A 14871-nucleotide genomic window follows, 5' to 3' on the forward strand; every position below is an offset into this window, starting at 1 on the left:
GCTCACCGAGGCCGGCCTCATTGTGCCGCTCAGTCGCCGGCGGGCTCAGGAACCGCGTGCAGCAGCGCGACGACTCCGGCCTCGTCCAGCAGGTCCACCGGTCGCACCGTCTCACCGGTGGACACGTAGCAGAACGCCGCACCGACCCGCTCGAGCGGGATCCCGTGCAACCGGTGCCAGGCGAGGCGGTAGACCGCCAGCTGCACGTCCCGGGCCCGCGCCTGCGCACCCGTCGGCGGCGCGCCGGTCTTCCAGTCGACGATGTCGACGCCGCCGTCGTCCCGGGCGAACACCGCGTCGATCCGGGCGCGCAGCACCGTGCCGTCCACTGGCGTCTCGACCGGGACCTCGACGGCCACCACCTTGCGGCTCGCCCACTCGGTAGCCAGGAAGTGCTCCTGCAGCTCGCGCAGCCCCAGGTCGTCGGAGTCGTCGTCCGCTGCCCCGGGCAGCTCGACGACGTCCAGGATCGACGCCGCGCCGAGGTGGCGCTCCACCCACGCGTGGAACGCCGTGCCGCGCCGGGACGACGGGTGCGGGCGCCGCGGCATCGGCCGGCGCAGCGTCAGGGCGAGCTCGGCCGGGTCGGCCCGCAGCTGGACGAGCCGGGAGGCCGACAGGTGCGTCGGCAGCTCGACCGTGATCGCGTTGTCCTGCAGGCGGTCCCGCTCGGCCAGCAGCAGGGTGATGGCCCGGTCCGAGGCGTCCTGGGTCTCGGCGTCCGGCTGCCCGTCGGGAGCGAGGTCGAACGGCAGGGCGGACATCGCTTGGTCCACCCGGGCGGCGCCGGCCTCGACCACGGCCCGCCGCCCGCCCAGGGGATCGACCGGCCACGGCGCACCGGACAGCGCCGGGTCCGTGGGCTTGTCGACGTCCGCGGGCGGCATCGGCCGCACCTCGCCGACCCGGACGGCGGCCACCACCCGCTGGTCGACGGTCGGCTCCCCCATCGGCAGCCCGGGGACCAGCTCGCAGAGGAACCGCGACGGCATCCGCGGGTTCAGCGCGGACCCCCAGCTGTGGCTGGTCAGCAGCAGCGACTCCTTGGCCCGGGTGAACGCGACGTAGGCCAGCCGGCGCTCCTCGGCGAGCTCGTGGTCGCCGCAGGCGGCGTAGAAGTCCTTGAGCTCGGCGAGCAGCACCTTCTGGTCGGGCGCCGCGGACCACCGCACGTCCGGCAGCCCGTCACGGTCGCCCCGCAGCGCGTGCGGCACCTTGCCCAGGCCACCCAGCCACCCCTTGTCGTTCACCCGCGGCACCGCCCAGCCGTCGACCCCCGCCCGCACCTGCACGCGGTGCTGCGGGAAGCCGCCCTCGACCAGTCCGGGTACGGCCACGACGTCCCACTCCAGGCCCTTGGCCGCGTGCACCGTCATGACCTGGACGGCCTGCTCGTTGACCTCGACCTGGCCGGGCTCGAGCCCGTGCTCCTGCTCGTCCGCGGCGGCCAGCCAGACCAGGAAGGCGCCCAGCGTCGCCCGCTCCGCGGTCGCCTCGAAGCCCGCGGCCACGTCGGCGAGCGCGTCCAGGTGGGCGCGGGCCTGACCCGGCGCGACCCGCGGCCGGGAGGCCACCTCGACGTCGAGCAGCAGGGCCCGCTCGACCTCGGCGACCAGGTCGGGCAGCGCCAGGGATGTCCGGCCGCGCAGGTCGCGCACCGTGTCCGACAGCCGCTGCAGCCGGGACCGGGCGGGGGCGGACAACGCCCGGCCGTCCCGGTCGGTCCAGTCCGGCGCCGGGAGCTCGTCGAGCGCCTCCACGATGCTCGGCTCCTCCGGCGCTGCGATCCCCGAGCCGCGACCGCTGCGCTCGGCGTGCAGCTCACGGGACCAGCCGGCCAGGACCGTCAGGTCGTGCGCGCCCAGGCGGCAGGTGGGCCCGGTGAGCAGGCGCATGAGCATGTCGCCGCGACTGGGGTCGTGCACGACGTGCAGCGCGCAGACCAGGTCGGCCACCTCGGGGGTGGACAGCAGGCCGCCGAGGCCCACCACCTCGTAGGGCAGACCCGCCGCGAGCAGCGCTGCCTCGACGTCGGTGAACTGGGAGCGCTTGCGGCACAGCACCGCGGCTGTCCGGCCGGGCACCCGCTCCCCGTCCGGACCGAGCCAGTGCTGGGACAGCCACTGCGCCACCGACGTCGCCTCGAGGCTGCTCGTCTCCAGCGACCGGACCTCGACCGAGCCCACGTCGGCGCCGGTGCGCGCCTGCAGGTCGCGCACCTGCACCGTGGTCGTGGCCTGCAGGGGCGCCGCGACCGCGTTGGCCACCGCCAGCACGGACGTCGGGTTGCGCCAGCTCGTCGAGAGGTGGCGCACGGTCGCGGGCTGGCCGTCGTCTGCCCGGAAGCGAGCGGCGAAGCCGGCGAGGGTGTCAGCGCTGGCCCCGCGCCAGCCGTAGATCGACTGGTGCGGGTCGCCGACGGCCGTGACTCCGTGGCCGTCACCGAACAGCGCCTCGAGCATCACCAGCTGGGCGTGGCTGGTGTCCTGGAACTCGTCGAGCAGGACCGCGCGGTACTGGTCGCGGGCCTCCTCGGCCAGCCGGGGCACGGACGCCGCGAGCTGGGCCGAGAGCGCGAGCTGGTCGCCGAAGTCGAGCCGGTCGCGGATGCGTTTCGCGTCGGCGTAGGCGCGCACGATCGGCAGCAGCTGGCGGCGGGCCTGCAGCCGCTGCAGCAGCTCGGCGACGTCGCTGTACCGGCCCGCGGCCCGGGAGTCGTTGTACGGCAACGCCTCCACGTGCGCGATCCGATTTGCCAGGTAGGCGTCCAGCTCGTCGGGCGAGACCAGGTGCTCCGCGCACTCGGCGGACACGGCCAGCACCGCGTCGACCACGGTGGACATCGCGAAGTCGACGGAGTCCATGTCACCGAGCCAGCCCTCGACGACCTCGCTGGCCAGCTGCCAGCAGGACGCCTCCGTGAGCAGCTGGGCCTCGGGCTCGATCCCCAGCCGCATGCCGTGCTCGCGGACCAGCCGTCCGGCGAAGGCGTGGTAGGTGGAGACGGTGACGTCCAGGTCGGCGTCCGGCGCGGACCACAGGCCGGCCCGGCGCAGGGCGCGCAACCGGCTGCGGATGCGCTGCCCCAGCTCGCCGGCCGCCTTGCGGGTGAAGGTCAAGCCGAGCACCTCGTCGGGGGCGACGACGCCACCGGCCACCAGCCAGATCACCCGGGCGGCCATGGTCTCGGTCTTGCCGGAGCCCGCACCGGCCACCACGAGCAGCGGGGCCAGCGGGGCCTCGATCACCGCAACCTGCTCGGGCGTCGGCTCGGGACGGCCGAGCGCCCGCGCGATCTCGACGGCCGAGGGTGCGCCGCTCATGCGGTCACCGGGCGGCCCTCGCCACGGGCCGGGCACGAGGTGCGCACCGGGCAGCGGTCGCAGATGTCGTTCAGCTGGGCGTCGAAGCCGGCCGACGCCATGCCCTGGGCCACCTCGTCGACCAGCTCCACCGCCCAGCCGCCGTCCGGCGGGAGCGCGGGCTGGTCCTGCGGGCGGTAGGTCTTGGTGGGAGTGCCCAGCTGCACCAGTGCCGCACCGGCGGCGGGTTCGCCGGGGGCGACGTCCGCGAACGCACCGCCCTGGACGGCCACCTGGTAGGCGCCGAGCTGCGGGTTGGTCGGCAGGTCAGCCGCCTTCGGCGCGGACTTGCCGGTCTTGAGGTCGACCACCCGCAGGCCGTCGGCGGTGCGCTCCAACCGGTCCACCCGCCCGACGAGCCGGACCGGGCCGCCGGGCAGCTCGAGCCGGACGTCGACGGGCAGCTCGGCGCCGACCAGCTCGCGGCCGCGGGCGTCCACGAGGTAGCCGGCGAGCTTGCGCACCACCTGCTCAGCCCGCCGGCGACCGATGTCGCCGACCCAGCCGGGCCGCAGGCCCAGCACGTGCCAGCGCGCGTGCAGCGCCTCGACGAGCTCGGCCTCCGTGGCCTCGGGCAGCTCGGCGGCGAGGTCGTGCACGAGGTTGCCGAGGGCCTGCGAACCCGAGCTCGGTCCGGACCCACCGGCCTGGGTGAGCAGCCACCGCAACGGGCAGCGGTCGAACTCCTCGACCTTGGACGGGGAGACCCGGACGGGCTCACCGGTGGCCAGCGGGTGGTCGTCGCTGAGCGGCGCGAGCCCGTACCAGTCCTGCGGCGCGGCGCCGGGCACCCCGGCGAGCGCCAACCGGGCGAGCCGGCGGGCCGCCTCGCTGGCCTCGTCCGGCGGGGTGCGCGGGTCCGTCAGGTGCTGGCGCAGGGCCGCGACCACGCCAGCCAGGGACATCGGCGGACCGGGGGTGGTGACCGCCCGCACGCCGTCGTCGTCCCACCGCGCGGTGGTGGTGAAGCCGTCGGGGGCACGCCCGTCGGCCGCCGCCGGTGGCGGGTCGACCAGGTCGAGGAACGTCGACGGCTGCTGCTCGTCGTCGCGCACGGCCGTGACCAGCAGCGACTCGCTGGCTCGGCTGACCGCGACGTGGAACAGCCGGGTCTCGTCGTCGCGCACGGCCGCAGCAGCGGCCCGCCGGGAGCCGTCGCGCCCTGTCAGGACGTCGACCAGGTGCTCTGCCCCCAGCAGCGAGCCGCGCGGGCGCAGATCCGGCCAGGTGCCCTCCTGCACCCCGGCCACGACGACCACCCGCCACTGCTGGCCCGCCGCGGCGGCTGCGGTGAGCAGCGCCACCGCGTCACCGGCGCCGCGCTCGGCGAGCGTGTCGGCCGGGACGTCCTGGCCGCGCAGGTACTCCAGGAACTGCCCCGGCCCGGCCTGCGGGAGCCGGTCCATGAACCGGGCGGCCGCATCGAAGAGCGCCACCACCGCGTCGAGGTCGCGGTCGGCCCGCCGCCCGGCCGGTCCGCCGCCGAGTGCCACCCGCTGCCACCGCTCGGCCAGCCCGGTCACGGACCACACCGCCCACAGCACGGTCTCGGACGTCGCCGCCTCGGCGGCGCACGCCTCGGTCGCCGCGCGCAGGACCGCGGCGACCCGCCGCGCCGGTGCGGAGGTGAACCGGTCGACGAGCGCGAGCCGCGCCGGGTCGCGCAGGGCCTGGACCAGCAGGTCGTCGCTGTACGGCACGGGCGCTGCATCCGGATCTGGCGTCCCCCCGGGATCCGGCTCGGTCGGGGCGTCGGCGGCCCGCAAGGCCCGGCGCAGCCGCCGCAGCCCCATCGCGTCGGCGCCGCCGATGGGCGAGAGCAGCAGGGCCTGGGCCCGCTCGGCGTCCAGGGCCTCGCTCTCGAGCCCGGCGAGTCCGACCGCGAAGGCATCGAGCAGCGGGACGACGGCGGGCTGGTCCCGCACCGGCAGCTCGGTCAGTGGCACCTCGACCGGCACACCGGCGTGCGACAACCCCCGCCGCAGGTCGCCGGCGCGGGACCTCCCGCGCACCAGAACGGCCATCTGCGACCACGGCACTCCGTGCAGCAGGTGCTTGCGCCGCAGCGCGTCCGCGACCAGGGCCACCTCGTGCTGAGCGGTGCGCACGACGTGCACCACGACCTCATCAGGGCCCACCACCGCGTCGGGCTGCTGGACGTGGCGCTGCCGGGCCCCACCGGCCGCACCGATCCGCTCCGCGACCCGCGCCGTCACCGCGCGCAGCTCGCTGCCCTGCCGCCACGACGTCCGGAGCACGATCGACTCGGCGGCACCGGCGTCGTCACCGGACCCGAGGAGCAGCCCCAGGTCAGCCCCGCGGAAGGACTGCGCGACGGAGTCGGGGTCGCCGGTGAGCAGCAGCCCCGGCCGGCCACCGACGACCACCCGGAGCAGGTCGGCCACCGCGGCGGTCGCCTCGTGCGCGTCGTCCATCGCAACCAGCTGGACCTGCTCGCGCACCTGGGCCAGCAGCCGGTCGTCCGACAGCAGCGCCGCCACTGCCTCGCTGGCGATCGCGGCCGGGTCGTAGCCGCCCGGCGTGGCCAGGGCCGTGACGTCCAGGTACTCGTGCAGGGCCCGCGCGCCAGCGACCCACTCGGGCCGGCCGTGCTCGACGCCGAGCGCCGCCAGCTCGTCCGGCGGGACGCCGCGCTCGACCGCCCGCATCAGCAGGTCGCGCAGCTCACCGCGGAAACCGCGCGTGCCCAGCGCCGGGGCGAGCTCGGCCGGCCACCCGGGGTCACCGCCCTGCCCCTGCCGGTGCCCGGCCAGCAGCTCACGGAGGATGACGTCCTGCTCCGGGCCGGTGATCAGCCTCGGTGCCGGCTCGCCCTGAGCGGCAGCCGCGAGCCGCAGCACCCCGAAAGCGAAGGACGCCGGCGTGCGGCCCAGCGGCTCCTGCACGGTCGCGGCGAGGCGGGCCGAGACCTGCTCACGCAGCCGGGACGCGGCCAGCCGGGTCGGCGCCAGCACCAGCACGCGGCCGGGGTCGAGCCCCTGCGCCACCCGGGCCACCACGGCCTCGACGAGCACGGTGGTCTTGCCCGTGCCGGGAGCCCCCAGGACCCGCAGGGGCCGCCCGCGGTGCTGCACCGCGGCCAGCTGCTCGGCGTCCAGCGACACCGCTCGACCGGTCGCCACCCGCGCCCGCTGCAGGCGCAGCTGGGGCGCCGAGTCGGTGCGGGGCAACGGATTCACAGGAGCGAGTCCATCACACGCGACCGACAACGCCGGTCAGTCGCCGTCCCAGCGGGCGCGTCGCAGGTCCACCCGGGTGCCGTCGGGGCGCATCGGCGTCCCCTCGGCCCGCAGCTCGGCCAGCGCGCGGTCCGCGATCTGTGGCGCCGGCGTGCCGTCCGCGCGCAGCACCCGCCACCACGGGACCGACCCGCCGTACGTGCTCATCACCGCACCGACCTGCCGCGGGCCGCCCTCACCGAGGTACTCGGCGACGTCCCCGTAGGTCAGCACCCGGCCCCGCGGCACCTGGTCGACGACCTCCAGGACGAGCGCGGCGAACCGGGGCAGGTGGTCGTCGGGCCGGTCGGTGTCGGGCACCGGCCCAGTCTGCCGTCCGTGGCACACTCTGCGCGTGCACCCAGCCTCCCGCCCTCTCCGGCGCCCCGCCCTGACCCTGCTGGTCGCCGCGGCCGCGTGCTCGCTCGCCGCGTGCGGCGCCGCCGAGGACGCGGCGAAGTCCACCGCCTCCAGCGCCGCCAGCAAGGCGGCGTCCAAGGCCACCGACGCGGCCAAGGACCAGGGCCGAGCGCTGCTCGTCAAGCAGGCCTGCGACCTGCAGGACGGTTCCGGCCCGCTCGCCGACGGCAAGGTCGACGACGCCGACCGCGCGCTCGTCGCGTCGCTGGCCGCCGCGGCCGAGCAGGCCGGCGTCGAGGCCACCTACGTGAAGCCGCTGACGACCCTCGGCTCGTCCGACGCCACCTCGTACCAGACGAGGTCCGCGCTGACCTCGCTGAAGAAGGCCTGTCAGTAGGTCGGCAGGCTCGGGTCGACCTGGTCGACCCACGCGAGCACGCCGCCCTCGAGGTGACGGGCGTCCGGGTGCCCCGCGGCCAGCAACAGCTCGAGCGCCGTAGCCGACCGCACGCCGGACCGGCAGTGCAGCACCACCGGACGGTCGAACGGCAGCTCCGCGAACGCCTCACCGGTGTCGAACGCCGCCCGGGGCACCGCGATCGCACCGGGGATCGACACGATGGCGCGCTCCCCCGGCTCCCGGACGTCGACCAGGACGACGTCGCTGTCGCCGCGGTCGCGCGCGGCCAGCAGGTCGGCCAGCTCCTGGGCGTCGACCGTGCCCAGCTCCTGACCCGGCGCCGAGGTCACCGCCCCGGGCAGCCCGCAGAACTCCTCGTAGTCGATGAGGCCGGTCTCGCGGGTGATGCTCGGCGCGTCCCCGCAGACCACGCACTCCGGGTCCGGCCGGACGGCGAGCTCGCGCCACGTCGCCCGCAGCGCGTCGTGCACCAGCAGCCGGCCGACGAGCGGCACCCCGATGCCGGTGACCAGCTTGACCACCTCGGTGCCCTGGGCCGCGCCGATCGCCGCACAGAGCAGCCCGAGGACGCCGCCCTCAGCGCAGGACGGCACGCTGCCCGCCGGCGGAGGGACCGGGAACAAGCACCGGTAGCAGGGCCCGTGGCCACCCCAGAAGACGCTGGTCTGCCCGTCGAAGCGGTAGATCGACCCCCACACGCACGGGACGCCGAGCAGCACGCACGCGTCGTTGACCAGGTAGCGGGTGGCGAAGTTGTCCGTGCCGTCGACGACCAGGTCGTAGCCGGCGAGCACGCCGAGCGCGTTGGACGAGTCCAGCCGCACCGGGTGCGTCACGACCTCGACGAGCGGGTTCACCTCGTCGAGGGTGGCCCGCGCCGAGTCGACCTTGAGCCGCCCCACGTCGCTGACGCCGTGCACGACCTGACGCTGCAGGTTGGAGGCCTCGACGACGTCCGGGTCCACCACGCCGATCGTCCCGATCCCGGCGGCGGCCAGGTAGAGCAGCGCCGGGGAGCCCAGCCCGCCCGCGCCGATCACCGCGACCCGGGCATTCGCCAGCCGACGCTGACCCAGCTCCCCGACGTCCGGGATCAGCAGGTGCCGCGCGTAGCGCGCGACCTGGTCGCGGTCCAGCGGGGGTCCCGGTTCGACCAGCGGCGGCAGGCTCACCAGGCCACTCTACGAACCGGCTGCGACAGCGCGGCTAGGGGTACGGCCACGCGTTGGGTCGGCAGGGCGCCACCTGCTTGGTCTGCTGCTGCATGACCGGTGCGAGCCGGCCCGCCCCGGGGCACTGCTCGTGCCCGTGCCCGAGGACGTGCCCGACCTCGTGGTTCACCACGTACTGCCGGTACACGGACAGCTCCGGGAACTCGGGCGTGCCCCTGACCCACCGGTAGGACGTCAGCACGGCCTGCCGACCGCTGCGGCAGGACAGCTTGCCGAAGGTCTGCAGGGGGCGGCACAGCCGGGCGGACGTCGTCGGGCTGGCCAGCACGACGTCCACGTCGGCGCTGGCATCGGTCCGGGCGAACGAGCGACGCCCGCCGTGGCCCCAGGAGCGCGAGTCGTTGAGCGTGGCCATCACCTGGTTGGCGAAGTCCGCCTCGTCGACGTCCACACCCTGCTCGACCCGCACCCGCACGGTGGTCACCGGCCCGCGGCCCGGCGCCGCGACGTCCCCTGGCACCGTGACCAGACGCCCCGTACCCGCGGTCGCGACCGACGTCGAGGTCGGCCGGGCTCCGGTGGTGACCGTGGCCGTCGGGGTGGGGCTCTCGGTCGGGGTCCGAGTCGGGCTGGACGTGGCCCCGGACGACGCCCCGGACGACGCCGCCGGACCCGCCGCCGGCGGGGAGCCGCCGCCCACCAGCCACCAGGTCGCCCCGGCGGCCAGGACCGCGACGGCGAGCACCGCGACGATGGTGCGACGTCGCCGAACCCGCCTGGGGACCCGTCCGGACACTCGGCGGCGTGGCCGCGCGGGCTGGGACGTCACGGGGTCAAGGGTGGCACGCCTCAGGCGTGGCCGCGGTCCCCGCCCAGGCCGGCACGCCGGTTGAGGGCGTCCAAGGTCGCCCGCACGACGGCGTCCTGCGCGTCGCCGCGGACCAGCGCCGATCCGGTCAGCCGGTCGATGCCGGCCGGGCCGAGCAGCGAGAGCACGACGACGGCGACGTGGTCGGGGCCGACCTGGAGCATGTCGACCTGGTCGACCTCGAGGCGAGCCGGGGAGGTGACGACCTGCTCGACCGCGGCCGCGGTGGCCGCCGCGAGCGCCCGGTGGGCCCCGGAGCCGGTGGCGGGACGGGTGGCCGTCCCCTCGTGCACGACGTCGCCGGCCCGCAGGTGGACGCTGGCGCTGACCTTGTTGTGCTCGCTGGTCACGACCATCCGCTCCACGACGACCCGCGGGGAGTCGGTGGCACGCCGGGCGGCCCGGACGACGGGCGCACGCTCGGTCAGGTCGGGTTCGGTCAGGTCGGGTTCGGTCAGGTCGGGTTCGGTCAGGTCGGGTTCGGCGAGGTCGGACGCGGTCAGGGTCGGGTCGGACTCCACGGCCGTCGGCTGGGCCGGCTCCGGAAACCTGGCCTCAGCCTCGACCTCAGCCTCGACGTCAGGCTCCGGCTGGGTCCCAGCGTCGGCGGGCTCGGCCTGCTTCGGCAGCGCTCGATGACGGGCGGCGCGTCGACGGAAGGACTCCGGGACGACACCGCCGAACACGTCGTCGACGGCGCTGCGCAGCTCGGAGTCGTCGCCCAGCTCGGGCCAGAAGTCAGGCAGCTGCTCGGTGGCGCCCTCGAGCTCGGCCCGGACGTCGGCCATGGCGATGCCGGGCACGGTGTCCTCGGTGCGGCTCACCTCGTGGACCTGGCCCGCCGCGTCGTCGGCACCCTCGTCGTCGGCCTCGTCGTCGGCATCGTCGTCGGCCTCGTCCACGACCTCGTCCACGACGAGCGCGTCCCGCGAGGCGGCCGCGGCCAGGGCCGCGCGCTCGAGCGGCGAGGGTTCGTCGAACGAGGGCTCGAACGCCGGCCGCTCCTCGGTCTGGGTGAGGACGGCGGACGGTGCCGCCATGGTCTCGACCACGGCCACGACGGGTCGGCCGGTCGGACCGGTGAGCTTGAGTCGCTGGTGCTCGATGCCGAGACCGAAACGGTGCCTCATCTGGTGCACGGCGGCACCAACGACGGAGGCGTGGTCGAGGTCGCCGGACACCTGCACGCGCAGGACGCCGTCGCCGCGCTCGTCGAACTCCAGGACGACGTGCTCGACTCCAGGCACGTGGCTGAGGGCGTCGCACATGGTGGCAGCGTCCACCTCGTACGCACTCACCTCAGGCTCCCGGTCACCTTGTGAGTGTCGCACCGGGGGTGGTCCAACAAGAGCCCGAGAGCGCCCCAAACCTCCGAATGGGCTACCGGAGCGTCCCGAACGGCGTACCGGCCTCTAGGATCGTGCGACAACGGCAGGCTCCCCGAGGAGGAACGTGACCACGTCACCGGCCACCCGAGGTCGCAGCGCCCGGCTGCCCAGGGACGCCCGGCGCGCCCAGCTGCTGGTCGCCGCGCAGGAGGTCTTCGTCCGCGCCGGCTACCACGCGGCCGCCATGGACGAGATCGCCGACCAGGCCGGCGTGTCCAAGCCCGTGCTCTACCAGCACTTCCCGAGCAAGCTGGAGCTCTACCTCGCGCTGTTGGACCAGCACACCGAGGCCATGGTGTCCGCAGTTCGGCAGGCGCTGGCGTCGACGCACGACAACAAGCAGCGCGTCGCGGCGACGATGGCCGCCTACTTCGAGTTCGTGGACCGCAAGGGCGAGCCCTTCCGACTGGTCTTCGAGTCGGACCTGACCAGCGAGGCGGCGGTCCGTGAGCGGGTGGACGCGGTGACCGCCCGCTGCGCCGAGGCCATCGCCGAGGTGATCAGCGAGGACACCGCACTGCCCGAGGACGAGGCGCTGCTGCTCGGTGTCGCCCTCACCGGCATGGCGCAGGTGACGGCCCGCTACTGGATGACGACGCAGGGGTCCATCCCGCGCGACGCGGCGAGCCGCCTGATCGGCCAGCTCTCCTGGCGCGGGCTCGGCGGCTTCCCCAAGGCGTCCACCCTGGGCGAACACCCGGCGGACGCGGAACAGGCGGACGACGCGGCCCGTTAGCCTGCACGGCAGCAGGGACGTCTCGGCGTCCCGCCCAGCTCGTTCCCGTTCCACCTCGTACCCACATCCGTCCGCTCCGCCCAGAAGCCAGGAGGCCACCCCCGTGGAGGTCAAGATCGGCGTCCAGAACGTCGCCCGCGAGATCACGCTCGAGTCGAACCAGAGCGCGAAGGAGATCTCCGCGCTGGTCGCCGCCGCCGTCACCGGCGGCAAGCCGCTCGAGCTCACCGACGACAAGGGACGCAGCGTCGTCATCCCGGCCGGCGTGATCGGCTACGTCGAGATCGGCGCCGAGGGCGAGCGCCGCGTGGGCTTCGGCACCCTCTGAGCCACCTGGGGCCCCGCCGCTCGTGTGGCGGGTCCGGGCCCTTGCTGTCACGCTCACCGCATGACTATTGAAGGCTTTCTCGGCGCGATCATCATCGGCGCCATCATCGGCGCCCTCGGCCGTCTGCTGCTGCCGGGCCGTCAGCCCATCGGCATCCTGTGGACGATCCTGGTGGGCATCGTGGCCGCCCTGATCGGCACGTTCATCGTGGGATCCATGCGCGACACCAACGGCATCGACTGGGTCGAGGTGCTGGTGCAGGTGATCCTGGCCGTGATCGGGGTCGCCGCAGTGGCGTCGTTCAAGCGAGGCCGCACGACCTGATCGTTCCCTGACACGACACCGACCCCGGATGGGTCGGCTCAGGCCGAGAGCCCGAGCCGGCCCATCCGTCGCGTGTGCTCACCGGTGAGCCGCGCGAACATCCGACCGATCTCGGCCAGGTCCGCGCCGCCGGAGTGGTAGCCCCCGCCCACGAGCAGGCCACCGAGGGCATCGCGTTCGGCGGCCACGCGCTGCGCCTGGGACAGGGCCTCCCCGACGAGCCGGCGACCCCACAGCGCGAGGCGTCCGCCGACGGAGCCGTCCCGGTCGATCGCGTCCCGCACGGTGCGCACCGCGAACTCGGCGCCACCCATGTCCTGCACGACCTCGAGCACCAGCTCGCGGGTGCCGGGGTCGAGGTACGCGGACACCTCGCGGTAGAAGTCGGTGGCGATGCCGTCGCCGACGTAGGCCTTGACCAGGCCCTCGAGCCAGCTCGAGGGGCGAGTCCGGTCGTGGAACTCGTCGATGGCCGCCACGAAGGGCTGCATGGCCCGCGCCGGGTCGGCGTCCAGCTCCTTGAGCCGGGCCTCGAGCAGCTCGTAGTGGTGGAACTCGTGCGCGGCCTGACGGCCCAGCGCGGCCTTGTCGGGCAGCGTCGGAGCCAGCTCGGCGTCCGCGGCGAGGCGGCTGAAGGCCGTCAGCTCGCCGTACGCCATCGCGCCGAGCAGGTCCACGACGGCTTCCCGGTAGTCGGGATCGGCCATCGGGTCCGGCTGGTCGCCGTCGGTCGGGACGCTCATGGCAACGGAGCGTAGCCGGGGCGGGTAGACTGGTGGCGATCCCGGATGCCCGGTCGGACATCAAGAGCACTAGACGGCACCTTCGTCGCCACGGCACGAGCCTGAAGACAACCGATCGGCTTCCCCCCAGCGCAGCGGCCCGCTGGGCGCCACCGAGCGCCCGGCGTGCGGCCCCGCCCGACCGAAGGCTCCTGAGTGACCGACAACGCGATCGACAACGTGACCGACCCCGACCAGGTCGACCACGACCTGGCCACCATCGACAACAGCGCCGAGCTCGAGGAGGCCGCGCCCGAGAAGGCGGCGGCGACCTTCGGCGACTACGGCGTGCGCGCCGACATGGTCGAGGCCCTGGCCCGGGTGGGCATCACCTCCCCCTTCCCGATCCAGGCGATGACCCTGCCCGTAGCGCTCGACGGCCACGACATCATCGGCCAGGCCAAGACCGGCACCGGCAAGACCCTCGGCTTCGGCCTGCCGCTGCTGCAGCGCAGCGTCGCCCCGGGCGAGGACGGCTGGGACGCCCTCGAGGCTCCCGGCAAGCCGCAGGCCCTGGTCGTCGTCCCCACCCGTGAGCTCGCCGTGCAGGTCGCGGGCGACCTCGACACCGCCAGCTCGCTGCGCCAGACGCGCGTGCTCACCGTGTACGGCGGCCGCGCCTACGAGCCGCAGGTCGAGGCCCTGCGCAAGGGCATCGAGATCGTGGTCGGCACCCCCGGCCGCCTGCTCGACCTGGCCCAGCAGGGCCACCTCGACCTGAGCCACGTCCGCGCCCTGGTGCTGGACGAGGCCGACGAGATGCTCGACCTGGGCTTCCTGCCGGACGTCGAGCGGCTGCTCGCGCTCACGCCTGACGGCCGCCAGATGATGATGTTCTCGGCCACCATGCCGGGTGCCGTCGTCTCCCTGGCCCGCCGCTTCATGACCCAGCCGACGCACATCCGCGCGATCGACCCCGCGGACGACGGCGCCACGCTCAAGGCGATCAGCCAGTTCGTCTACCGCGCCCACGCGATGGACAAGGTCGAGATGATCGCCCGCATCCTGCAGGCCGAGGGCCGCGGGCTGACGATGATCTTCGCTCGGACCAAGCGCACCGTCGCCAAGGTCGCCGACGACCTGGCCGAGCGTGGCTTCGCCTCGGCCGCCATCCACGGCGACCTCGGCCAGGGTGCGCGTGAGCAGGCGCTGCGCGCCTTCCGCAACGGCAAGGTCGACGTCCTGGTGGCGACCGACGTCGCCGCCCGAGGCATCGACGTCGAGGGCATCACGCACGTCATCAACTACCAGTGCACCGAGGACGAGAAGACGTACCTGCACCGCATCGGGCGCACCGGTCGGGCCGGCCGCACCGGCGTCGCGGTGACCTTCGTCGACTGGGACGACCTGCCGCGCTGGGGCCTGATCAACAAGGTCCTCGACCTGGGCATCCCCGAGCCGCAGGAGACGTACTCGAACTCGCCGCACCTGTTCAGCGACATGAACATCCCCGAGGGCACCAAGGGGCGGCTGCCGAAGGCGCAGCAGACCCGCGCCGGCCTGCGGGCCGAGCAGGTCGAGGACCTGGGCGAGACCGGCACGCACCGCAGCAAGGACGGCGGGCGCAGCAAGGACGGTCACGGAAAGGACGGCGGACGCAGCAGCGGTGGACGGCGGGACGGCGCGAGCCGCTCGACCGGCTCGACCGGCTCGAGCAGCCAGCCGAAGGCGGACGACGAGCGCCCGCCCCGCGAGCGCAACCGTCGTCGCACGCGCGGTGGTCAGTCCGACGCGAGCGGCCCGGCGTCCGACCAGGGTGGCGAGCAGGCGGACTCGGCGTCCAACGGCACCGGTGAGGGCGGCCAGCGCCGCCGTCGCCGCCGTGGCGGCCGCGGTCGTGGTGCGGGTGCCGGGGCCGCAGCGGCGACCCCGACCGCGGACTGACACCTCG

At 74.8% G+C, this 14871-nt stretch carries 12 protein-coding genes; 5 read left to right on the forward strand and 7 right to left on the reverse strand.

The features are described 5' to 3' along the window. Positions 1-29: 29 nt before the first annotated feature. From ABEB17_RS02630 to ABEB17_RS02640, 3 genes are read right to left on the reverse strand one after another with little or no spacing between them, the layout of a single operon-like run. Positions 30-3323: an ATP-dependent helicase gene (locus ABEB17_RS02630; RefSeq protein ID WP_345715007.1), complete on the reverse strand. Its 3294-nt coding sequence runs from the start codon at positions 3321-3323 to the stop codon at positions 30-32. Continuing rightward, entirely contained in the window at positions 3320-6562 is a 3243-nt protein-coding gene (locus tag ABEB17_RS02635) for an ATP-dependent helicase (protein ID WP_345715008.1), read from the reverse strand. Before ABEB17_RS02635 ends, ABEB17_RS02630 begins: the two co-directional genes overlap by 4 nt. Before the next feature lie 36 nt (positions 6563-6598). Further along, positions 6599-6922 (reverse strand): MGMT family protein, encoded by a 324-nt coding sequence (locus ABEB17_RS02640; protein ID WP_345715010.1) that lies wholly within the window; start codon positions 6920-6922, stop codon positions 6599-6601. A gap of 34 nt (positions 6923-6956) precedes the next feature. Between ABEB17_RS02640 and ABEB17_RS02645 the strand changes: the two genes are divergently transcribed. Further along, positions 6957-7358, forward strand: a complete 402-nt coding sequence (locus ABEB17_RS02645) for a hypothetical protein (protein WP_345715011.1) — start codon at positions 6957-6959, stop codon at positions 7356-7358. Here ABEB17_RS02645 and moeB read toward each other — a convergent pair. From moeB to ABEB17_RS02660, 3 genes are all read right to left on the reverse strand, one after another. Continuing rightward, on the reverse strand, positions 7352-8554 hold the full coding sequence (gene moeB / locus ABEB17_RS02650) for a molybdopterin-synthase adenylyltransferase MoeB (RefSeq protein WP_345715012.1): 1203 nt from the start codon (positions 8552-8554) through the stop codon (positions 7352-7354). The two genes, ABEB17_RS02645 and moeB, sit on opposite strands and share 7 nt — an antisense overlap. A gap of 34 nt (positions 8555-8588) precedes the next feature. Beyond that, positions 8589-9299, reverse strand: coding sequence for a DUF3152 domain-containing protein (locus ABEB17_RS02655; RefSeq protein WP_345715013.1), 711 nt, complete (start codon positions 9297-9299; stop codon positions 8589-8591). A 104-nt stretch (positions 9300-9403) separates the two neighbouring features. Beyond that, on the reverse strand, positions 9404-10720 hold the full coding sequence (locus ABEB17_RS02660) for a hypothetical protein (protein WP_345715014.1): 1317 nt from the start codon (positions 10718-10720) through the stop codon (positions 9404-9406). Positions 10721-10874: 154 nt separating this feature from the next. On the opposite strand from ABEB17_RS02660, the gene ABEB17_RS02665 reads away from it, so the two are divergent. The 3 genes from ABEB17_RS02665 (at position 10875) to ABEB17_RS02675 (ending at position 12198) form a co-directional block, all read left to right on the forward strand. Next, positions 10875-11546, forward strand: coding sequence for a TetR/AcrR family transcriptional regulator (locus ABEB17_RS02665; RefSeq protein ID WP_345715015.1), 672 nt, complete (start codon positions 10875-10877; stop codon positions 11544-11546). A gap of 103 nt (positions 11547-11649) precedes the next feature. Next, a complete protein-coding gene (locus ABEB17_RS02670; RefSeq protein ID WP_345715016.1) occupies positions 11650-11874 on the forward strand; it encodes a DUF3107 domain-containing protein in 225 nt (74 codons plus the stop codon). Between the two features lie 60 nt (positions 11875-11934). Beyond that, the gene (locus ABEB17_RS02675; RefSeq protein WP_345715017.1) at positions 11935-12198 is read left to right on the forward strand and encodes a GlsB/YeaQ/YmgE family stress response membrane protein; all 264 of its coding nucleotides are present in this window, start codon (positions 11935-11937) and stop codon (positions 12196-12198) included. 38 nt (positions 12199-12236) lie between these two features. Here ABEB17_RS02675 and ABEB17_RS02680 read toward each other — a convergent pair whose 3' ends face one another. Beyond that, entirely contained in the window at positions 12237-12941 is a 705-nt protein-coding gene (locus ABEB17_RS02680; RefSeq protein WP_345715018.1) for a ferritin-like fold-containing protein, read from the reverse strand. Between the two features lie 195 nt (positions 12942-13136). Between ABEB17_RS02680 and ABEB17_RS02685 the strand changes: the two genes are divergently transcribed. Then, entirely contained in the window at positions 13137-14864 is a 1728-nt protein-coding gene (locus ABEB17_RS02685) for a DEAD/DEAH box helicase (protein WP_378227061.1), read from the forward strand. The last annotated feature ends 7 nt before the right edge of the window (positions 14865-14871 follow it).

The sequence above is a fragment of the Angustibacter luteus genome (assembly GCF_039541115.1).
In the GTDB taxonomy this organism is placed as follows: Bacteria; Actinomycetota; Actinomycetes; order Actinomycetales; family Angustibacteraceae; genus Angustibacter; species Angustibacter luteus.